Annotated in this window: 23 protein-coding genes and 2 tRNA genes; 19 read left to right on the top strand and 6 right to left on the bottom strand. The window is 65.9% G+C overall.

Translation table 11 applies throughout. The annotated features are described in order from the left end of the window. Positions 1–2: 2 nt before the first annotated feature. From gspF to K2W81_RS03570, 12 genes are all read left to right on the top strand, one after another. Entirely contained in the window at positions 3–1,232 is a 1,230-nt protein-coding gene (gspF, locus tag K2W81_RS03625; RefSeq protein WP_294101429.1) for a type II secretion system inner membrane protein GspF, read from the top strand. Positions 1,233–1,240: 8 nt separating this feature from the next. Beyond that, entirely contained in the window at positions 1,241–1,693 is a 453-nt protein-coding gene (gspG, locus tag K2W81_RS03620; protein ID WP_294101426.1) for a type II secretion system major pseudopilin GspG, read from the top strand. Then, positions 1,608–2,150 (top strand): GspH/FimT family pseudopilin, encoded by a 543-nt coding sequence (locus K2W81_RS03615; RefSeq protein ID WP_366932200.1) that lies wholly within the window; start codon positions 1,608–1,610, stop codon positions 2,148–2,150. The genes gspG and K2W81_RS03615 overlap by 86 nt, the downstream gene beginning before the upstream one ends. Beyond that, the gene (gene gspI, locus K2W81_RS03610; RefSeq protein WP_294101421.1) at positions 2,143–2,571 is read left to right on the top strand and encodes a type II secretion system minor pseudopilin GspI; all 429 of its coding nucleotides are present in this window, start codon (positions 2,143–2,145) and stop codon (positions 2,569–2,571) included. The genes K2W81_RS03615 and gspI overlap by 8 nt, the downstream gene beginning before the upstream one ends. A 32-nt stretch (positions 2,572–2,603) precedes the next feature. After that, the gene (gspJ, locus tag K2W81_RS03605) at positions 2,604–3,236 is read left to right on the top strand and encodes a type II secretion system minor pseudopilin GspJ (RefSeq protein ID WP_294101419.1); all 633 of its coding nucleotides are present in this window, start codon (positions 2,604–2,606) and stop codon (positions 3,234–3,236) included. Then, positions 3,226–4,215, top strand: coding sequence for a type II secretion system minor pseudopilin GspK (gene gspK, locus K2W81_RS03600; protein WP_294101417.1), 990 nt, complete (start codon positions 3,226–3,228; stop codon positions 4,213–4,215). Before gspJ ends, gspK begins: the two co-directional genes overlap by 11 nt. Next, the gene (gene gspL / locus K2W81_RS03595) at positions 4,215–5,294 is read left to right on the top strand and encodes a type II secretion system protein GspL (RefSeq protein ID WP_294101415.1); all 1,080 of its coding nucleotides are present in this window, start codon (positions 4,215–4,217) and stop codon (positions 5,292–5,294) included. Before gspK ends, gspL begins: the two co-directional genes overlap by 1 nt. Next, a complete protein-coding gene (gene gspM / locus K2W81_RS03590) occupies positions 5,291–5,770 on the top strand; it encodes a type II secretion system protein GspM (protein ID WP_294101411.1) in 480 nt (159 codons plus the stop codon). Before gspL ends, gspM begins: the two co-directional genes overlap by 4 nt. Then, positions 5,770–6,492: a type II secretion system protein N gene (gene gspN, locus K2W81_RS03585; RefSeq protein WP_294101409.1), complete on the top strand. Its 723-nt coding sequence runs from the start codon at positions 5,770–5,772 to the stop codon at positions 6,490–6,492. The genes gspM and gspN overlap by 1 nt, the downstream gene beginning before the upstream one ends. Before the next feature lie 48 nt (positions 6,493–6,540). Continuing rightward, positions 6,541–6,617: transfer RNA gene (locus K2W81_RS03580), tRNA-His, on the top strand. A 26-nt stretch (positions 6,618–6,643) separates the two neighbouring features. Next, positions 6,644–7,693 (top strand): Glu/Leu/Phe/Val dehydrogenase dimerization domain-containing protein, encoded by a 1,050-nt coding sequence (locus K2W81_RS03575; RefSeq protein ID WP_294101405.1) that lies wholly within the window; start codon positions 6,644–6,646, stop codon positions 7,691–7,693. Between the two features lie 13 nt (positions 7,694–7,706). After that, on the top strand, positions 7,707–8,483 hold the full coding sequence (locus tag K2W81_RS03570) for an APH(3') family aminoglycoside O-phosphotransferase (protein ID WP_294101403.1): 777 nt from the start codon (positions 7,707–7,709) through the stop codon (positions 8,481–8,483). Positions 8,484–8,577: 94 nt separating this feature from the next. On the opposite strand, the gene aac(3) is transcribed toward K2W81_RS03570, so the two are convergent. After that, complete coding sequence (aac(3), locus tag K2W81_RS03565) at positions 8,578–9,399, bottom strand: aminoglycoside 3-N-acetyltransferase (RefSeq protein WP_294101401.1); 822 nt, start codon at positions 9,397–9,399, stop codon at positions 8,578–8,580. 16 nt (positions 9,400–9,415) lie between these two features. After that, the gene (gene ald, locus K2W81_RS03560) at positions 9,416–10,510 is read right to left on the bottom strand and encodes an alanine dehydrogenase (protein WP_294101399.1); all 1,095 of its coding nucleotides are present in this window, start codon (positions 10,508–10,510) and stop codon (positions 9,416–9,418) included. A 197-nt stretch (positions 10,511–10,707) separates the two neighbouring features. Here ald and K2W81_RS03555 point away from each other — a divergent pair, with 197 nt between their 5' ends. The 3 genes from K2W81_RS03555 (at position 10,708) to K2W81_RS03545 (ending at position 13,244) form a co-directional block, all read left to right on the top strand. Next, positions 10,708–12,588: a potassium transporter Kup gene (locus tag K2W81_RS03555; protein ID WP_294101536.1), complete on the top strand. Its 1,881-nt coding sequence runs from the start codon at positions 10,708–10,710 to the stop codon at positions 12,586–12,588. An 8-nt stretch (positions 12,589–12,596) separates the two neighbouring features. Next, complete coding sequence (locus K2W81_RS03550) at positions 12,597–13,112, top strand: 2'-5' RNA ligase family protein (protein WP_294101397.1); 516 nt, start codon at positions 12,597–12,599, stop codon at positions 13,110–13,112. Positions 13,113–13,167: 55 nt separating this feature from the next. Further along, a tRNA-Met gene (locus tag K2W81_RS03545) sits at positions 13,168–13,244 on the top strand. 5 nt (positions 13,245–13,249) lie between these two features. On the opposite strand, the gene K2W81_RS03540 is transcribed toward K2W81_RS03545, so the two are convergent. Further along, on the bottom strand, positions 13,250–13,465 hold the full coding sequence (locus tag K2W81_RS03540) for a hypothetical protein (protein WP_294101395.1): 216 nt from the start codon (positions 13,463–13,465) through the stop codon (positions 13,250–13,252). Between the two features lie 360 nt (positions 13,466–13,825). On the opposite strand from K2W81_RS03540, the gene trxB reads away from it, so the two are divergent. Continuing rightward, complete coding sequence (gene trxB / locus K2W81_RS03535) at positions 13,826–14,773, top strand: thioredoxin-disulfide reductase (RefSeq protein ID WP_294101392.1); 948 nt, start codon at positions 13,826–13,828, stop codon at positions 14,771–14,773. On the opposite strand, the gene K2W81_RS03530 is transcribed toward trxB, so the two are convergent. From K2W81_RS03530 to K2W81_RS03520, 3 genes are read right to left on the bottom strand one after another with little or no spacing between them, the layout of a single operon-like run. Then, complete coding sequence (locus K2W81_RS03530) at positions 14,774–15,547, bottom strand: hydrolase 1, exosortase A system-associated (RefSeq protein ID WP_294101389.1); 774 nt, start codon at positions 15,545–15,547, stop codon at positions 14,774–14,776. It lies immediately after the preceding gene. Continuing rightward, complete coding sequence (locus tag K2W81_RS03525) at positions 15,535–16,191, bottom strand: hypothetical protein (protein WP_294101386.1); 657 nt, start codon at positions 16,189–16,191, stop codon at positions 15,535–15,537. The genes K2W81_RS03530 and K2W81_RS03525 overlap by 13 nt, the downstream gene beginning before the upstream one ends. Before the next feature lie 35 nt (positions 16,192–16,226). Further along, positions 16,227–16,493, bottom strand: a complete 267-nt coding sequence (locus tag K2W81_RS03520; RefSeq protein ID WP_294101535.1) for an acyl carrier protein — start codon at positions 16,491–16,493, stop codon at positions 16,227–16,229. Positions 16,494–16,631: 138 nt separating this feature from the next. Here K2W81_RS03520 and K2W81_RS03515 point away from each other — a divergent pair, with 138 nt between their 5' ends. The 3 genes from K2W81_RS03515 (at position 16,632) to K2W81_RS03505 (ending at position 20,114) form a co-directional block, all read left to right on the top strand. Then, positions 16,632–18,140 carry an acyl-CoA ligase (AMP-forming), exosortase A system-associated gene (locus tag K2W81_RS03515; RefSeq protein ID WP_294101381.1) on the top strand — a complete coding sequence of 503 codons (1,509 nt, stop codon included), beginning with the start codon at positions 16,632–16,634 and terminating at the stop codon, positions 18,138–18,140. Beyond that, positions 18,137–19,390, top strand: coding sequence for a pyridoxal-dependent decarboxylase, exosortase A system-associated (locus K2W81_RS03510; RefSeq protein WP_294101379.1), 1,254 nt, complete (start codon positions 18,137–18,139; stop codon positions 19,388–19,390). Before K2W81_RS03515 ends, K2W81_RS03510 begins: the two co-directional genes overlap by 4 nt. Positions 19,391–19,520: 130 nt before the next feature. Then, positions 19,521–20,114 carry an XrtA/PEP-CTERM system exopolysaccharide export protein gene (locus K2W81_RS03505; protein WP_294101376.1) on the top strand — a complete coding sequence of 198 codons (594 nt, stop codon included), beginning with the start codon at positions 19,521–19,523 and terminating at the stop codon, positions 20,112–20,114. Positions 20,115–20,129: the final 15 nt, after the last annotated feature.

Raw genomic sequence — 20,129 nt, 5'->3', positions numbered from 1 at the left:
CCATGGCCGATTTCGATTATATTGCGATCGATACCGGCGGGCGCGAAAAGCGTGGTGCGGTGAAGGCCGAGACAATCGAACGCGCGCAGGCCGCGCTCGACGCGCGCAAGCTCTATGTCGTGCGCATCGATCCGGCGAGCACGGCGGACAAGCCGGCGGCGGCGCCGTCGATCATGGCGCAGCTCGGTCGCGTGCCGCGCATGTCGACCAAGCATCTGACGCTGTTCACGCGCCAACTCGCGACGCTCAACCGCGTCAGCCCGCTCGAAGAATCGCTGCGCACGATCGTGCGCCAGACCGAGCAGCCGCATGTCCGCGAGATTGTGAGCCGGGTGCATTTGGGCGTAGTCGAGGGGCGGCGACTGGCCGAATCGATGGCGCGCGAGCCAAAAAGCTTTCCCGCGCTCTATTGCGCAATGGTCTCCGCCGGCGAGAGTTCGGGGGCGCTGCCAACGATCCTTGAGCGGCTGTCGGTCCTGCTCGAACGTCAGGCCGAGATTCGCGGCAAGATGATCACGACACTCGCCTATCCCGCCGTACTCGCGGTGGTGGCGATGGCGGTGGTCGCCGCGTTGATGATTTTCGTGGTGCCGCAAGTCGTCGAGCAATTCGATACCGTCGGCCAGCAACTGCCGCTTCTCACGCGCGTCGTGATTGCGCTGTCGGCGTTTCTGGCGGGCTATTGGTGGGCAGTGATCCTGGGCGCACTGTTGTTGGGCGCCGGTTTTCGCCTTGCGCTGCGCGAACCGCCGATCAAGCTCGCGTTCGATAGCTGGCTGCTGCGGGTGCCGCTGATCGGGCGCCTGCTGCGCGATCTTCACGCGGCGCGGATGGCGCGCACGCTGTCGACGATGGTCGCGAGCCGTTTGCCGCTGCTTGAAGGGCTCGCCCTGACGTCGGGCACAATCCACAATGCAAGGTTGAAACAGGCGTCGGACGAGATCACCGATTCGATCCGTCAGGGCGGATCGCTGTCGGCGGCGATGCGGCGGGCCGGGGTGTTCCCGCCGCTGCTGACCTATCTCGCCGCATCGGGCGAGGCGGCGGGGCGGCTCGACGAAATGCTCGAACGCGCGGCCGATTATCTCGAGCGCGAATTCGATCGCTTCACCGCAACCGCTTTGTCGCTGCTCGAACCCGCGATCATCGTGATCATGGGCGGCATCGTCGCGACGATTGTGCTATCGATCCTGCTGCCGATTTTGCAGCTCAACACACTCGCAGGGCAATGAGGAGTATCATGGTACAGCGCCCCCATCCCAACCGCCGCCGTCGAAACGAGGAGTCAGGCTTCACGCTCGTTGAATTGATGGTCGTGATCGTCATTCTTGGCCTGCTGGCGACCATCGTCGCGCTCAACGTCATCCCGCTGGGCGATCAGGGCAAGGTCCAGAAGGCGAAGTCGGATATCGCCACGATCGAGCAGGCGCTCGAAGTCTACAAGCTCCAGCAATTCACCTATCCGACCACGGCGGACGGCTTACAGGCACTGGTCGCGCCGCCCGCGTCGCTCACCGATCCGTCGCGCTACCAGAAGGGTGGCTATATCAAGAAGCTGCCCAAGGATCCCTGGGGCCGCGACTATCTCTATTCCTCGCCGGGCACGCATGGCCAGATCGATATCTGGAGTTATGGCGCCGATGGCCGCGAAGGGGGCGAGGGAGTCGATGCCGATATCGGCAGCTGGCAATAACCCGAGCCGACATCACAGCGAGGGTTTTACACTCGTCGAGCTGATGATCGTGATCACGCTGATCGGGCTCGCGTCGGCGGTGGTGGTGCTGTCGCTGCCTGATCCGCGCGGGCGACTGCGCGACGATGCCGAGCGCTTTGCCGCGCGCGTGCGGGCCGCGCACGACATGGCAATCATCGAAGGGCGATCGGTCAGCATCTGGGTGAGCGACGGCGGCTATGGCTTTGACAAGCGAGAAGCCGGCGCCTGGGCGCCGGTGAGCGAGAAGCCGCTGCTGGTCACGCGCTGGGGCACTGATGTCCGCCCGCAGATTTCCAGCCCCTCGGGCCGCGACCGTGTGATCTTCGATTCGACCGGGCTTGGCAGCACGCCGATGACGATCCGCCTGCAGCGCGGCGGCGACGCGACCACGACGGTCAAGATCGGGATCGACGGCGCGGTGGCGATCGATGGCTGACCGCCGCGCCGCATTCGGCTTTACGCTCATCGAAATGATGGTCGCGCTGGCGGTGTTCAGCCTCGCGGGCCTCGCCTTGATCCGGCTGGAAGGCGCGACGATCCGCAGCGCCGGGATTCTCGACAACACGCTGATGGCGCAGATCGTCGCACGCAATGTCGCCGTCGAGGCGCTCACCGACCCGCGCCCGCCGACGGCAGGCGCGATCGGTGGCAGCGAAGCCAATGGCGGCCGCAACTGGCGCTGGCAGCGGCTGGCGGCGCCGATCGGCGATCAGGGCGCGATGCGGATCGACGTGACCGTCACCGACCCCGACGGGACGTCGATTGGGCGCCTGACGGTCATTCGCCCGCCCGCGACCGCCCCGCGCAAGCCGCGCGTGCCTCCCGGCCAGCAGCCGCCACCCGGAGGCCGGACATGACCCGCCGCGCGTCAGAGAGCGGTTTCAAACCTTTGAGACGTTCCGCCGAAAACGGTTTCACGCTCATAGAAGTGATGATCTCGCTGCTGATCTTCGGGCTGCTTGCCGCTGCGGGAGTCGCGGTGCTGTCGTTCAGCGTGCGCGCGCAGGGCGTCACCCAGGCCAAGTTCGACGACATCGCCGCGCTCAGCCGCCTCAACGCGATCCTCAGCGCCGATCTGGCGCAAGCGGTGCCGCGCGCGACTCGCAATGCGCAGGGCGCGCCGCAGTTGGCGTTTGAGGGCGGCTCTGGCGGTTCGGGTGACCCAATGCTCGCGCTGGTGCGGGGTGGCTGGACCAATCTCGACGAAGCGCCGCGACCCGATGCCCAGAAGGTCGAATATCGGCTGCGCAATGGCGCGATTGAGCGCGTCGCCTATCCGCTGCTGGACGGGACCGATCCGCTCCCGCCCGCGGTGATGCTGAGCGGTGTGGACCAGGTTGCGCTGCGATACCGTATCAACGGGGCGTGGAGCGATCTCTGGCAATCGACGCCCGAAGCGCCGCTGCCCGAAGCGCTCGAAATGCAAATCGCGCGCCGCGACGGGCGCCGCTATCGGCTCGTGCTGCTGGTCGGCACCGGTTATGTGCCGCCGCCGCCGGAAGGGCAGGGCCTTGGCCAATAAGGGGCGCGATAACGAGCGTGGGGCAGCGCTGCTCACCGTATTGCTGCTCGTCGCGGTGATCGCGGTGCTGGCGGGGCATGCGCTTGAGCGGATGCGCCTCGCGACGCGGCTGGGCGCCAACGCCATTGCAATCGATCAGGCCCGCGCCTTTGCGATGGCCGCCGAGACGGCGGCGATGGTCCGCATCAACACGGTGCTCGCGCGCGATGCGGCGCGGGTAACGTTGCAAGGCGATTGGGCCGGCAAGCCCTATCCGCTACCCGTCCCGGGCGGCATCGCCACCGCGACCGTTACCGATGGCGGCAATTGCTTCAATCTCAATGGACTGGTGCAGCAGCGCGATGTCGAGACGTTGGTCGTTCGGACCGCTTCGATCGATCAGTTCGCGCAGTTGATGCGCGTGATCGGCATACCTGAACAGCAGGCACGCAGTATCGCCGCCGCGAGCGCCGACTGGATCGACACCGATAATGTCCCCCAGCCCGATGGCGCCGAGGATTCGGACTATGCGAGCATCAGCCCGCGCTATCTGCCCGCCAATAACATGATGACCGATCCGAGCGAGCTGCGCGCGGTTTCGGGGGTCACGCCCGCGATTTATGCCAAGCTGCGCCCCTGGATTTGCACGCTGCCGGTCGCCAAACCGACGCGGATCAACATCAACACCTTGCTCCCCGAACAAGCGCCGTTGCTCGCGATGCTGCTGCCCGATACGCTCGACGTCAGCCGGGCGCGCGCGGTTTTGCTTGAACGGCCCGCGCAGGGCTTTACCAGCACCGTTGCCTTCTGGCAGGGGGCGGCACTGAAGGGGGTTACGGCAGGCCCCGAGGTGCAGCAGCAGACGGCAGTGACCACCCAGTGGTTCGGCCTGAAGATCGACGTAGCTTTGGGGGGCACGCAGTTGACGCAAACCGCGCTCATCGACGCGACCGAGCCGCCCGTGCGGCTGGTCTCGCGCGCCTGGAGCGATCCGTCGTGATGGCGCGCGCGCTGTTCCTGCCCAGCTCGGCTGAAGCGTCACACCGCTGGATCGCGATCGACGGCGACGCCATCGTTGCGCGCGGCGAAGGTATGCCCGACGCTGATGATGTACCGCTCACGGTCATCGTCCCGGCCGAGGATGTAACGCTGCATTGGGCCGACGTGCCCGCGCGGTCGACAGCTCAAGCGGTGGCCGCCGCGCGGCTGCTCGTGACCGACGCCAGCGCTGCGCCCATCACCGACCTGCATGTCGCGGTCGGCGACGAAGGGGAAGCAGATCGGCCGATCGGGGTCGTGGCAATGGCGCGGATGCGCGGCTGGCTGGCGGCACTCGCCGAGCAAGGGCTCGACCCGCAGGCGATGATCCCCGCGCCGATGCTGCTGCCCCGGCCGGTTGAGGGCTTCGTCCGCGCCGATTTCGGGGGCGACAGCGTGATACGCGGCACCGCGAGCGGCTTTGCCGACGAACCGGGGCTCACCAACCTCGTTACGGGCGGTGTCGCGCCGACGGTTATCGACCGCGACGCCCTTGAAGCCGCGGTTGTTGCCGCAATAGCGCGTCCGGCGCTCGATCTGCGGCAGGGGGCCTTTGCCCGCCGCGACGCGATTGCATTTGATTGGGGCGTGGCGCGGCGCGCGGGCTGGCTGGTCGCGGCGATCCTGCTGGTGGTGCTGGCGATCGCGCTCGTCGAGATCGCGCGCTACAGCTTTGCCGCCGATGCAATGACGCGCAAGAGCGACCTGATCGCGCGCGGTGGCTTGCCGCGCGGCGAGACCGTCAATGATGCCGGACGCCAGCTCGACGCGCGGCTGGTGCGGCTGCGCGGGGCGGGGATTGGCTTCAGCGCGACCGCCGCAGTTTTGTTCGATGCGATCCGCGCCGTCCCGGGCAGCGAACTGCGCGCGCTGTCGTTCGACGCGACGGGCAAGCTGCGCGCGTCGCTGGTGACGCAGAATGAGGGGCAAGTGACCGATCTGATCAACCGTATCCGCGCGCGCGGGCTGGTCGCGACGCCGAGTACTTTTTCGGGCGGCAGCGGGCGCGTGTCGGGCGACCTGACGGTGACGCCGCGATGACCGCCAGTCTGCGTCAATGGTTCGCGGCGCTCAGCCCGCGCGAGCAATGGGCCGTGCTGACAGCAGCGTTGTTGGCGGTCGTCACCTTCGTCTGGTTCGCGGTGATCCGACCCGTGAACGATGGACTCGCCGATGCCAGGTCGCGTCATACCACCGCCGTGCTGCGGCTGGCGGCGACCGAAAGCCAGATGGCGGCGCTCCAACCTTTGCTCAAGGCCGGGGCACCCGCGATGACGGGGACGCTCGAAACTTCGGTGCGTGACCGCGCCACCCAGGCAGGCTTTGTGCTGACGACGGTCTCGCCACAGACGAACAACGCGCTGCTGATCGGCATCGCCTCGGCCAAGCCAATCGCGTTGTTTGGCTGGATCGCCGATATGGAGCGCGATGGCTTTCTGGTCGACTCGCTGTCGACGACCGATAATGGCGACAAGACGATCTCTGCCCAGATCACCTGGAAGCTGCGGGGCATTTGATGCGCATTCGCCTGACCACGCGGCCCTTGGTGCTGTTCGGCGCGATGTTGGTCATCGCGCTGATCGCGACTTTTCCGATGCGGCTGGCCTTGGCGCTGACCGGTCTGGGCGAGGCGGGGCTGTCGGCAAGGTCGTCGGTCGGGCCAGTGTGGTTCGCGACGCTGCGTGAAGTCCATTTCGGCGATGTCGAGCTGGGCGATGTCCATGCTTTCCTGTCGCCCTGGCAGTTGCTGGTCGGCCGAGCGCGGGTCGACCTGGCCGGGCCACCTGTCGTGACGGGGGAAGCGTTGCGCGGTGGCATCAGCGTCTCACGCCACACTATGGGCGTCGATGATGTCACCGCCAATGTCGCCCCCGGCGATGTGTTCGCGCCGTTGCCGGTGACCAAGCTCGACCTTGCCGGCCTAAGCGTGCGGTTCGAAAATGGTAGCTGTCAGCAGGCCGATGGCCGGGTGAAGGCCGAACTCGGCGGCGGGGTGGCCGGGCTCGCGCTCGCGCAAGGCATGACTGGCAATGCCCGGTGCGAGGGCGGGGCGCTGCTGATCCCGCTGGCGAGCGCGTCGGGCAATGAGCGCATCCGGCTGCTGGTGCGCGGCGACGGCCGCTACCGCGCCGAACTGCTCGTCGCGCCGACCGATGCCGCGATGACGCAGCTACTCGTCGCGAACGGGTTTCAGTCGGACAATGACGGCTACCGGCTTTCGGTCGAAGGGCGCTTTTGATAGGGTTGACGCCGCCCCGTCGGCCCCGCTAGTGGCGCGGCCTTCATGGCGACCGTAGTTCAATTGGTTAGAGCGCCGGCTTGTGATGCCGGAAGTTGCGGGTTCAAGTCCCGTCGGTCGCCCCATTTTCTGCACCCTCGGGGGATCACGCGTGCCTAACCGCTGGGGTTTCCCCGATTTTGACGCGCATGAAGGCGTGCATCTGTTTACCGATCCGGCGTCGGGTTTGCAGGCGGTGATCGCGATTCATTCGACGAAGCTCGGCCCAGCCGGCGGTGGCGTGCGCTTCTGGCACTATGCCGACAGCGACGATGCGATCACCGATGCGCTGCGGTTGTCGCGCGGCATGAGCTTCAAAAATGCGATGGCGGGGCTGCCAATGGGGGGCGGCAAAGCCGTGGTGCTCGCCGACGCCAATCGCACCAAAACCGACGCACTGCTGAAAGCCTTTGGCCGCGCGATCGATTCGCTCGGCGGGCGTTACGTGACCGCCGAAGACGTCGGCATGTCCGACAAGGACATGGTCACGATTTCGAGCGAGACCAAGTACGTCACCGGCCTGCCGGTCGCGTCGGGGCGGGCAGGCGGCAATCCGGGGCCGTCGACGGCACTCGGCGTCTATCTCGGCGTCAGGGCAGCAGCGCAGCGTGGCCTCGGGGCTGATCGCATGAAGGACGTGCATGTCGCGATTCAAGGGGTCGGCTCGGTCGGTGGCGGGCTTGCCGAGCTGTTGGCCAAGGATGGCGCACGGTTGACGCTGGCCGATGTCGATGCCGATCGCGCGCAGGCGCTGGCGGCGCGACTGGGTGCCGCCGTGGTGCCCGCTGAGGAGATTTTGGGGATTGAGGCCGATATCGTCAGCCCCAATGCGCTCGGCGCGATTCTGACCGAAACATCGATCACCGCGCTCCAGACCAAGGTGATCGCGGGGGGCGCCAACAACCAGCTCGCGACGCGCGAGGACGGCTGGCGGCTGCACGCGCGCGACATTACCTATGCCCCCGATTATGTCATCAACGCGGGCGGTATCATCAACGTTTGCCTTGAGTATATGGGGCACGGCGACCGCGCCGAAGTCGAAGCGCGCATCCACAAAATCCCCGACCGGCTCAACGAAGTGTGGGACGAAAGCGAGCGCAGCGGCGAACCTGCGGCGGCCGTGGCGGACATGATCGCCAAGCGGCTGATCGGGCGCGGTTGAGCCTGCGCGCGGCGTGGAACTGCCATCGTCGCTGGCGGAAATCGTTGCGGGCTATCGTGCGACTCCCAATGTGGTCGGCGAATCGGGCGGCGCGATCCACCAGCTCGACGCTGTCGGACGTCCGGCGCTCTTCCTGAAACAGGGCAGGGACGGTGTCGCCACCGACATCGCCGACGAATATGCCCGGCTGCGCTGGCTGCAGGGCCGCTGGCAGGTGCCGAAAGTCGTCAGCTATGCCGAGACCGACGCGGGCGCCTGGCTGCTGACGACCGCGCTGGCGGGCCGCGCGGCTTATGGCTGGCTCGAAGACCGTCCCGAGCGGCGCGATGCCGCGATGCGCTCAATCGCGAAATTTCTCCGCCAGATGCACGCCGAGCCGATCGCGACCTGCCCGTTCGACGCGGGCCTTGGTCTGCGCAGCGCCGATGCGACGGCGAATGTGGCAGCGGGCCTTGTCGATCTCGATGAGCTCGATCCCGAGCGCGAAGGCTGGTCCGCCGAGCAGCTATGGGCCCATTTTCAGCGCCTGTTGCCGATCGAAGCTGATCGCGTCGTCACCCACGGCGATTTCTCGCTCGACAATATCTTCCTCGACGATGACGGCGCCGTCACCGGATGCCTCGATGTCGGTCGCGTTGGGGTCGCCGACCGCTATCAGGACCTCGCGATCCTGTGGAATAGTCTGCGCGAGTTCGACCTCGGCCTCGCCGAGGCAATGTTCGACGCTTACGGCGTGGCGCCCGATCGCGCGAAGATCGAGCTCCACCTGCTGTTCGATGAATTCTTCTAGTTCATCGGCAAATCAAGCGCTTCCGCGACGCAATGGGGCCGGATCTTGCGGTCCGACACATTCAACCCGCTCGCCAGATCCGGATCGGCCGCAGCTAGGCCGAGGCGGAGCCGGTCGCGGCCTCCATCCAATCGACCGCAAAGCGAACCAGCAGCGGCGCCTCCATCAACAGCGACGGCGCCGCGCCAATGGTCCCGCGTGAGCCGTTACCGCGCTCGACAAAGGCCGAGACAATCGCGTGAATGTGATTGACTGGCAATGCATCGCTCACCGGGTCATCGGTCTCAAACTCCTCGATGAAGCGCCACTGCGTTCCAGCAGGTGTGGCGAGCGGGACTTCAAAACGCACCACTATTTTGTCGGGCAGGCGGGCGATGTGTTCAGCATAGTGAATCGCCGTGCATTTGTTCCACGGTGCGCCGACCATCAGGATGCGTCCGCCGGCCTCAACCAGCTTGGCAAGTGGCGAGCCGGGGCCATAGCCATAGTTCATCGGGTGATCTGCGGTCAGCCAGTCGGCGAGCGCGCCGATTGCCGCCATCGACGCGCTCGGGTTCGCACTGCGTCGGGCACCGGCAGTCGTCCTGACACACTCGGCGATGGCGCCGTTGATGCGGATTGCCCGCGCGGTCGACGGAACAAAGGGTGGTACATGGTCACGCCAATCGGCCAGCACCCGCCCCTGCTCGTCGAGCAACGCCTCATGACGGGTCTCCCAACTGGTGTAGACCATGATGGTCCCTTGCGGCCCGACCACATCGAGCAGCGCGCCGATCAGCGCATCCGGCCCGTTCAAGATCGGCCCCACCCGGCGCATCGCCGCATGGACCAGCACGGTATCGCCCCCGCGCAGGCCGATGCGGCGCAAATCCTCGCGCAGCGACGCCCGTGTGCGAAAATCGAGAGGCTTTTCCACAGCAATTTAGCCCGGGTCAGTTCATCGGCAGATCGAGCGCATCCGCCACGGCCTGATGCCGGATCTTGCCGCCCGACACATTCAACCCGTTCGCCAGATGCGGATCAGCCGCCATCGCCGCTTCGGCGCCCAGATTGGCGAGCTTCAGCGCAAAGGGCAGTGTCGCATTGTTGAGCGCAAAGGCTGACGTCCGCGCGACCGCGCCCGGCATATTGGCGACGCAGTAGTGGATCACGCCGTCGACTTCGAACACCGGGTCCTCATGCGTTGTCGGGTGCGAGGTTTCGAAGCAGCCGCCCTGATCGATCGCGATATCGACCAGCACCGATCCGCGCTTCATTGTCTTGATCATCTCGCGCGTCACCAATTTGGGCGCAGCGGCACCCGGCACCAGCACCGCGCCGATGACCAGATGTGCATTCTTGACCGCCGCCGCGATCGCCGCCGATGAGGCATAAGCGGTCTTGATCTGGCTCGAGAAGAACATGTCGAGCTCGGCAAGCCGTGCGTTGTTGATGTCGTAGATCGTCACATCCGCGCGCATGCCGACCGCCATTTGCGCGGCGTTGACCCCCGAGACGCCCCCGCCGAGGATCGCCACCCGCGCCGGTGCCACACCGGGCACACCGCCGAGCAGGACGCCACGGCCGCCTTGCTCCTTCTCCAGATAATGCGCGCCGACCTGCACCGACATGCGGCCCGCCACTTCGCTCATCGGCTTGAGCAGGGGCAGCGAGCGATCGGGCGCCGTCACGGTTTCATAAGCAATGCACGTCGCGCCCGACTTCATCAGCCCCAGCGCCTGCGGCTTGTCGGCCGCGAGATGGAGATAGGTGAACAAGGTGTGGCGCGCTTCGAGCATCGCGATCTCGACCGGCTGCGGTTCCTTGACCTTCACGATCATGTCCGATTCGGCGAACACCTGCGCTGCCGTCGCGACGATCCGCGCGCCCGCCTCGACATAGTCGGCATCCTCGAAATCGATGCCCATACCGGCCTGCGTTTCGACCACCACCTCGTGCCCGGCTTGCACCAGCTCGGCAACCGAGGGCGGGGTAAGCCCGACGCGATATTCGTGATTCTTGATTTCCTTGGGGACACCGACTCGCATTGTCATCCACTCCGCGTTCAGACTCGCGCACGGTCCAGCGCCGCGCCTGGCCCCAATGTCCCGTTGCGGGGGGCAAGCGCAAGTGCTAGGCGCGCCGCCAGTGATCCTGGGGCTCTCATCGCACCGTCAATGACCGATTTTGATCTCGCACCAGCCGGAACGATCCGCTGGTGACCACCACCCCCGATAGCGCGACGGTGGCCCCGCCCAAGGCCGGCGGCAAACGCGGTGCGGCTGGGCTTGCGATCAGCGCGATGGGCGTGGTGTTCGGCGACATCGGCACCAGCCCGCTTTACGCGCTGCGCGAAACCTTTGCCGGGCATCACCCGCTGACCCCCGATGTGTTCCATATCATGGGCGTCGTCAGCCTGATCTTCTGGTCGATGATGATCGTGGTGACGTTCAAATATATCAGCGTGATCATGCGGGTCGACAATCGCGGGGCAGGCGGCAGTCTCGCGCTGCTCGCGCTCGTGTCGGGGCGGACCAAGACCCAGCGCTGGTCGACCGGCATCGTGCTGCTCGGCGTGCTGGCCACCGCACTTTTCTATGGCGATGCGATGATCACGCCCGCCGTCTCGGTGTTGAGCGCGGTTGAGGGCATCACCGTGGCCGCGCCGGGGTTTTCGGGCTGGATTCTGCCGCTGGCTGTCGCAATCCTTGTGCTGCTGTTCTCGATCCAGCGCGGCGGCAGCGCGCGGGTCGGCATGTTCTTCGGCCCGGTGATGCTCGTCTACTTCGTCGTGATCGCCGCGCTCGGCGTGATGAGCATTGTCCAGACGCCGTATATGCTGTGGGCGCTGTCACCACATTATGCGCTGGTTTTCTTCGCGAGTGAGCCGCTGCGGGCGTTCCTTGCGCTGGGGTCGGTGGTGCTCGCGGTGACGGGGGCTGAGGCGCTCTATGCCGATATGGGGCATTTCGGGCGCAATCCGATCAAGGTGTCGTGGCTGTTCTTCGTGCTGCCGGCGCTGTTGCTCAACTATATGGGGCAGGGCGCGCTGCTGATGCGCGAGGGCGTACCCGCGCTGCATAATCCGTTCTTTCTGCTCGCGCCTGACTGGCTTCAGTTGCCGCTCGTCGTGCTCGCCGTGATGGCGGCGACGATCGCGAGCCAGGCGGTGATTTCCGGCACTTTCTCGGTCACCCAGCAGGCGATCCAGCTCGGCTTCATGCCGCGGCTGCGGATCGATCACACCAATGCCGAGACCTTTGGCCAAATCTATGTGCCCCTGATCAATTGGGCGATGCTGACGATGGTGATCGTCCTCGTGTTGCTGTTCCGCAGCGTGTCCCAGCTCACCTCGGCTTATGGCGTCGCGGTGACCGGCGCGATGCTGATCGACACCTGCTTGCTCGCCGTGGTGATCATCCGGCTATGGGGCTGGTCGCTGGTGCGCGCGGTGCCGCTGCTCGGCCTGTTCTTCATCGTCGACGGCGCCTATTTCGCGGCCAATCTCACCAAAATTCCGGCGGGGGGCTGGTTTCCGCTGGCGGTCAGCCTCGCGATATTCGTCGTGCTGACGACCTGGTCGAAGGGGCGCAAGCTGATGGTCGATCGCATGCGCGAAACCGCGATGCCGATGAGCGTGTTCATCCGGTCAGCGGCCACCGCCGCGACGCGCGTGCCCGGCACCGCCGTGTTCATGACGTCAAGCGCGGTGGGGGTGCCGCACGCGCTGCTCCACAATCTGAAGCATAACCGCGTATTGCACGACCGCATCATCCTGCTGACGGTCAAGATCGCCGATGTGCCAACGGTGCCCGACGATGAGCGGTGCAGCCTTGAGGACCTCGGGCACGGCTTCCACCGGATGATCCTGCAATATGGCTTTGTCGAAGAGCCCGATGTTCCGGCAGCACTCGCCAATGTTCACCGCTGTGGCGCCGATTTCCGGATGATGGACACCAGCTTCTTTCTCGCGCGCCAGACTTTGCTGCCCTCGGCCAAGCCCGGCATGAGCATCTGGCGCGAGAAGCTGTTTGCGTGGATGCTGCGCAATGCCGAAAGCGCGATGGAATTCTTCCGCCTGCCGACCAATCGCGTGATCGAACTCGGCAGCCAGGTCGAAATTTGAGTCCAGATGTGAACGGGCCGCGCGCGCCGATTATCGTTTCGGCGCTGTTCGGGGCGAGCGACTTCGCCTTTTTCGACGGGCTGCGGCGCCAGCATTTCCCGCCTGACCGCAATGTGATCGCCGCGCATCTGACGATGTTCCATCACCTCGCGCCCGATCTCGCGGCGGAATTGAAGCAGCGGCTGGTCGCCGAAACACGCGGGATCGCACCGCCGCGCGCGCGGATCGGCGGGCTGATCAATTTGGGGCAGGGCGTTGCCTTCCGCATCGAATCGCCCGAGCTGGAGGATATTCGCGCGCGGCTCGCCGAGGCATTCGGGCCGATGCTGACCCCGCAGGACCGCGCTGGCTGGCGTCCGCATGTGACCATCCAGAACAAGGTGTTGCCCGCCGAAGCCAAAGCATTGCTCGCCGCGATGTCGGCGGGGTTCACGCCGCGCCTCATCTCGATCGCAGGATTGGCGACCTGGTGGTATCGCGGCGGCCCGTGGGAGCCGCTGTCGCGCCACATGTTCGCCGCTTGACCCGCCGCGCGCCAGCCCTTATGCGGCCCGCTCGCCATCGCGGCGAGCCTATTGGGGCGAAGTAGCTCAGCTGGTTAGAGCACGGGAATCATAATCCTGGGGTCGGGGGTTCAAGTCCCTCCTTCGCTACCAAATTCTCAGGCGAGCCGGGCGATGTCAGCGGCGAATTCCCGCCGTTCAGCGCGCGACATGGCATGCCATGAATCGCTGCGCTTGATCATCGGGGTGCCACAGCCTTGGCACGGCGCGATATGGCTGTTCGGACCCGGGCCTGCGAGCGCCCGGGCGCGCTTATGGCTGCGATGATGGCGGCCAAAAAGGCACGCGATATGTTGGAGGGGCATCGCGGTCATATGCTGCTCTATCCTCTGAAACGGCGCTGCGACGATTAGGCTGTTGTGCGCTGCGGTAAAGTCCCGTTTAAGCCCGTTGAGGCTCGCTCGGTGGCCGGATGCGCCATAATGCGACGCATGTCCAATCCCCACCCTGGGGGAATGTTCCCTCGCGCAGGTTCCACCGGCTGGAGAGCAAATGCCGCGCTGCAATTTTCGCGCGGGGCAGCGGTCATTTTCCGACGCGAAGCAAAACGACCAAAGTGTAACAATTGCGTGCTGCCGAACGATCACCATGTTGCCAGCGCGCGATTGCTTTCCCTACAGCAGAGCCGCGCCACAGACAGGATCACGACAATGCCGACGACTCATCACACCCGCATGCTCATTATCGGTTCCGGCCCGGCGGGACTCTCCGCCGCCATTTACGGCGCGCGCGCGGGGATGAAGCCGATCCTCGTGCAGGGTATCCAGCCAGGCGGCCAGCTGATGACCACGACCGATGTTGAGAACTACCCCGGTTTCCGCGAAGTCATTCAGGGGCCGTGGTTGATGGACGAAATGTCGGCGCAGGCCGAACATGTCGGCACGCGGCTGATGTACGATACGATCGTCGAAGTTGACCTGTCGCGCCGCCCGTTCCGGCTGATCGGCGACGGCGGCGATGTCTATGAAGGCGATGTGCTGATTATCGCGACGGGTGCGCAGGCCAAATGGCTGGGGCTCGACAGCGAAGAGCTGATGAAGGGCAAGGGCGTCAGCGCCTGCGCAACCTGCGACGGCTTCTTCTATCGCGGCAAGAAGGTCGCGGTGATCGGCGGCGGCAATACCGCGGTCGAGGAAGCGCTGTACCTGACCAACCACAGCGATGACGTGACGTTGATCCACCGGCGCGATTCGCTGCGGGCCGAGAAAATCCTGCAGGACCGGTTGTTCGCCAATCCGAAGATCAGCGTGTTGTGGAACAAGGAAGTGCGCAGCTTCGTCGGCGGCGGGACGCCAGAGGGACTGGTCGGGATTGATCTGCTCGACCGCGTGTCGGGCGAGGCTACACGGCTCGACGTCGAGGGCGGTTTCGTTGCGATCGGCCATCATCCGGCGACCGAGTTGTTTCGCGGGCACGTCCGGCTCGACGATGACGGCTATATCGAGGTCGAGAAGGGCACGACGCGGACCAGCGTGCCCGGCGTCTTTGCCTGCGGTGATGTGATGGACAAAATCTACCGCCAAGCGATTACGGCTGCGGGCACCGGGTGCATGGCGGCGCTCGATGCCGAACGCTTCCTCGCCGAAGCGGCGTTTGAGGAGCTGGCAGCCGCTGCCGAATAACTAGCGCAACGCGGCGCGAATGGCCTCAAAGAGCGCGGTCTTGTCGTCAGTCCGGGCAAAGCTGTGGGACGCTGTATCGATCGTGACGACGGGGCCAGCGTAGCGTCGTCGCCGCGCCGCCGCGCGAAACGCGATAGCGGTTGCGTCACGCTCGGCGAGGATGATCGTCGCGTCTTGTGTCGCTAGCGCCGTGAAGACCGACTGCTCGAGCGTGTTGCTGTCTTTAGACGGAGATTCAAAAATCTTGCCCAAGCCACTTGCGAGTTTGGAAAAATCGACGCCCCCACGCGCGAGGCGCAGCCAGGCTCGGGGATCGCGCAGCCGCTCGGCGTAGCGCGCGCGGATCGCGGCGGCGGGGGGCAAGTCGTCGGTCGCTTCGATCACCCACGGATTGGCGAGGATCAGCGCGTCGATGTTGGCATCGCGCCCGAACAGCGCCAGCGCACTCGCAGCATCGCAATTGCCGAAGCCGACCAGTCGGGTGATCTGAGGGCATTGCGCGCGGAAGGTAGCTGCTGCCGCCTTGATGTCGTCGGCCGAAGTCTCGAACCCGCCGTTCTCGCCCGTCGAGTCGCCGATGCCGCGCCGGTCGAAGCGAAAGACGGGCACCCCGTCAACTGCAAGGCGGCTCGCCAGTGCCGCCATGCCGCGATGCGCGCCGCAGCGGATTTCGTTGCCGCCCGACACGATCAGCAATCCCGTCGTGCCAGCCGCCGCGTCGAGCGATCCGACGAGTGTCTCGCCCGCACAAGGAAAGGTGATCAGCCGTCGCATTGGCGCACCCAATCGGCGAGATCATGCGCGAGCCGAAGCGCGAGCGCGGCGTCATGACCTGGCTCGGCGCGCCGCCATAGCGGTGGCCCCGGCAGCTTGAGATCGGCGACGGCGGGATCGCTGTCGAGCCTCACCGTGCGCAGCGGCACCTCGCGAGCCTCAAGCGCCGTCTGCGCCTCAAGCGCGGCGTACAGCGGCCACCCGAGTTCGTTGCCGACCAGATTGGCAGGCGGGCTGTCGAGGCCGAACGCCGCCCAATCCTTGCGCCCGCTCACCGCCTCGGCGCGGCGCAGGTCGTTCAGCACCGCGCGGCCGGGGATCGGTGCCAGCCGCCAGACGCTTTTAACGCCCGTGGCGCTGTCCAGCACTGCCGCGCCGCGCATCACTGCCAGATGCGGCGGACGGACAGCAGCGTGGCCTGCTATGACCGCCCCCAGCGCCTGTTGCCAAGCTTCGACTGTGGCGCGCTCGGTTGGCACCTCGCTTTCGCCCTGGCCGGGCAGGTCGGGCAGCACGCTGGCGACGCCCAAATCGGCAAGCGCGCGCGCGATCGCCATGCCAAAGGTGCGCGTGCGATTATATTCGTCGAACAGCGGCAGCAGCATGATCACGACCGGGCCGGCATCGGAACCGAAGCGATGCATCGCCTCGCGTCCGCCGCTCCAGTCGTAATGGTCGATCAACGGCGCTGCTTGGCAGCGGCGAAGGCAGTGAGCGCGCCGAAAGTCCCGAGCACGTCGCCGTCGACCTCGTCCTCCTCAATCAGGATGCCGAGCCGGTCTTCGAGTTCGGTGAGTACCGTCATGACCGCCATCGAATCAAATTCGGGGAGCGCACCGAACAGGCCGGTGTCGGGATCAAAGGCGGCCGCGCGCGCCGCGCTGATGCCCAGCACGTCGCTCAGCACGCTGCGCAGCACCGTTTCCACTTCGACAACTGTGACCAAAACCTGTCCTCGCACCCTGATGACGGGTGCGTGACCTAATACCTCGTTGCCCCGCTGCCAAGCCGCCGTGCGTGCGCCGGGCGGCGCGGCTTGTGCCAAGCCCCTTTCTTTGAGGGGCAAGGCGGCTATCAAGGCGTCATGGTTTTGCTTGATCCCGTGCCGCGCCCGATCGATACGCTGACGGAGTGCGGTGCGCCTGATGCGATTGCGCTGGAGGACCGCGACGGCACGCTCGATTACACCGGGCTGGAAGCTGTGGTAGGTGCATCGGCATCATGGCTCGCGGCGGCGGGCTTGCCGGCAGGAAGCCGGGTCGCGAGCTGGCTCCCCAAGACGCGCACGGCCTGCATCCTGCCGCTCGCGGTGCCGCGCGCCGGGCTGGTGCATGTCCCGATCAATCCGCTGCTCAAGCGGGCGCAGGTGGCGCATATCCTTGGCGACAGCGGGGCGTCGCTCCTGATCACGCAGGCGGCGCGCGCCGCGACGCTGGAGCCTGGGGATTTGCCGCCCGATTGTCGCATGGTGACGGAAGACGATGTCCGCGCGCATGACGTCATGCCGCCATCGCAAGCCGATCCCGATACACTTGCGGCGATCCTTTACACTTCGGGATCGACGGGGCGGCCCAAGGGGGTGATGCTCAGCCACGCCAATCTCTGGCTCGGCGCGATCAGCGTGGCGCATTATCTCGCGCTGACGCCAGAGGATCGGACGCTGTGCGTGCTGCCGCTGAGCTTCGACTATGGGCAAAACCAGCTTTTTTCGACCTGGGCAGCGGGCGGCCGGGTCGTGCCGCTCGACTATCTGACCGCGCGTGACGTCATCAAGGCGGTCGCGCGACATGACGTCACGACATTGGCGGGGGTGCCGCCGCTCTGGGTGCAGTTGCTCGAAGCGGCTTGGCCCGATGACGTCGCCGCGCGGCTGAAGCGGCTGACCAATTCGGGGGGCGCACTGACGCCAAGCTTGATCAAGGGCTTGCGCCAGCGCTTTGCGGCGGCTGATCTTTATCCGATGTACGGCCTGACCGAAGCGTTTCGCTCGACCTATCTGCCGCCGACATTGGTCGATGCGCATCCCGAATCGATGGGGCGCGCGATTCCCTTCGCCGAAGTCATGGCGGTGCGCGCTGACGGGTCGAAGGCGGCGCCGGGTGAGCCGGGCGAGCTCGTGCATGCCGGACCACTGGTGGCGCAGGGCTATTGGCGTGACCCGGTGCGCAGCGCCGATCGCTTTCGGCCCGCGCCGAGCTGGGGCGCGTCGGGCGGCATGGCGGTGTGGTCGGGCGATACGGTGGTCGCCGACGCCGACGGGCTGTTCCGCTTCGTCGGGCGCGATGACGAGATGATCAAAAGCGCGGGCAATCGCATCAGCCCGACCGAGATCGAAGAAGCCGTGCTGCGCGGCGGCGAAGCAGCCGAGGCGGTCGCGATCGGTGTTCCCGATGCGCGGCTGGGGCAATCGATCATCGTCGTCGCGCGGGCGAACGGCGATGCGGCGGCAGCCGAAGCTGCGATCCGCGCGCGGCTGCGCACCGAATTGCCAAGCTTCATGCAGCCAGGCCGCTATGAGTGGCGTGATGGCTTGCCGCATAACGCCAATGGCAAGCTCGACCGCGCGGCGATCCGGCAGGAGATGGCGGCATGAAACCGATGGGGCCAATCCCGTCCGAATTCGCCGTACAAAGCGATAACCTGATTATTGCTGGAAAGACAGCGGCAGAATGGATTGAAATTGCTGGCGATACCCCGCTGTTCGTTTACGATACCGACATCGTCGCCAATCGCGTCAAGCGGCTGCGGGCGGCGCTGCCGATAGCGGTGGCGATCCATTATGCGGTCAAGGCCAACCCTGCGTTGATTGCGGCTGTGGCGCCGCTGGTCGACGGGCTCGATATTGCTTCGGCGGGTGAACTCGCGATGGTGCAGGCGGCTGCACCCGACACCCCGGTCAGCTTTGCCGGCCCCGGCAAGCGCGACGACGAACTGAGCGCGGCGATCAAGGCTGGCGTCACGATCAATCTCGAATCCGCGGGCGAGGCCGCCCGTGCGCTGGCGATCGGCGAGCGGCTTTGCATCCGGCCTCACCTTGCCGTGCGGGTAAACCCCGATCTCGAACTGCGCGGGTCGGGCATGAAAATGGGCGGGCGCGCTTCGCCGTTCGGGGTCGAGGTCGAAGCCGTTCCCGATGTCGTCCGCTCGATTATCGACGGCGGCGCGGAGTGGCGCGGGTTCCACATCTTCGCCGGTTCGCAGGCGCTCGAAACACAAGCGCTGATCGACGCTCAGGCCGCGACGCTCGCACTCGCCGCTCGGCTGGCCGAGGCGATCGGTCACGTGCCCCCACTCGTGAACATCGGCGGCGGCTTTGGCGTCCCCTATTTCCCCGGCGACCGCCCGGTCGATGTCGAAGCAATCGGTGCCGCAATCGCCGATGCCATGACGTCATTGCCGCCCAGCCTGACCGGCGCGCGCTTCGCGATCGAGCTTGGCCGCTGGCTCGTTGCCGAGTCCGGGGTCTATCTGACGCGGATCGTCGACCGCAAAACCAGCCGTGGCGAAACGTTCCTGATCGTCGACGGCGGCCTCCACCACCAACTCGCGGCGAGCGGCAATTTCGGCACCGTGGTGCGCCGAAACTATCCGATCGCGCTGGTGCATCGAATGGGTGAAGCGCCCACCGGGACGGTCACCGTCGTCGGTTGTCTGTGCACGCCGCTCGACCGTCTGGGCGACCAGATTGCGCTGCCGGAGGCGGCGATTGGCGACGTTATCGCGATCTTCATGGCCGGCGCCTATGGACGTTCCGCCAGCCCGACGGCGTTCCTCGGCCACCCCGCGCCGCGCGAGATCGTGGCCGGTTCTTCAGACAATCCTAACGCTATCTTCACCTCTTGATCGCATAGCCGAGCCTGTAGCTGCACGCCCGATCGGATGACGTCACCGGTCGCGCGCGCAGACAGGAGGTTTTGCAGTGATGCACATGCGTTTGCTTGCCAGATACGGTGCTGGTCCGGCGCTTTCCCTGATGCTGCTTTCGAGCTGCGTCGGCGGTGGCGGGCGCCCGGAATTGCCGCCGGCATCCTATGTCGCGACACAGGAAGCGCCGGGTGAGGAATATATCATCGGGCCGCTCGACCAGCTCAACATCTTCGTGTGGCGCAATCCTGAACTGTCGGCCAAGGTGCAGGTGCGCCCCGATGGCCGCATCACCACCCCACTGATCAACGACATGCCCGCCGTCGGCAAGACGCCGGCAATGCTCGCCGATGATCTGAAGATCGCACTCGGCGAATACATCAAGGACCCGATCGTCTCGGTGATCGTCGAGAATTTTTCGGGCACGTTCAGCCAGCAGGTCCGCATTGTCGGCGCGACCGGCAAGCCGGCGTCGATCCCGTATCGCGCCAACATGACCCTGCTCGACGCGATGATCGCGGTGGGCGGCCTGAGTGAATTCGCCGCGGGCAACCGCGCCAAGCTGATCCGCTATGACCGGACGACCGGCAAGCAGAAGGAATATGCACTGCGGCTGTCGAGCCTGCTCAAGAACGGCGATTCGCGCGCCAATGTGAAGCTGCAACCCGGGGACGTGATCATCATCCCGGAAAGCATGTTCTGAGCGAGGCCTGATGAG

This window comes from Sphingomonas sp., assembly GCF_019749955.1.
Classification (GTDB): domain Bacteria; phylum Pseudomonadota; class Alphaproteobacteria; order Sphingomonadales; family Sphingomonadaceae; genus Sphingomonas.
This window is presented reverse-complemented; position numbering and strand designations above follow the sequence as displayed.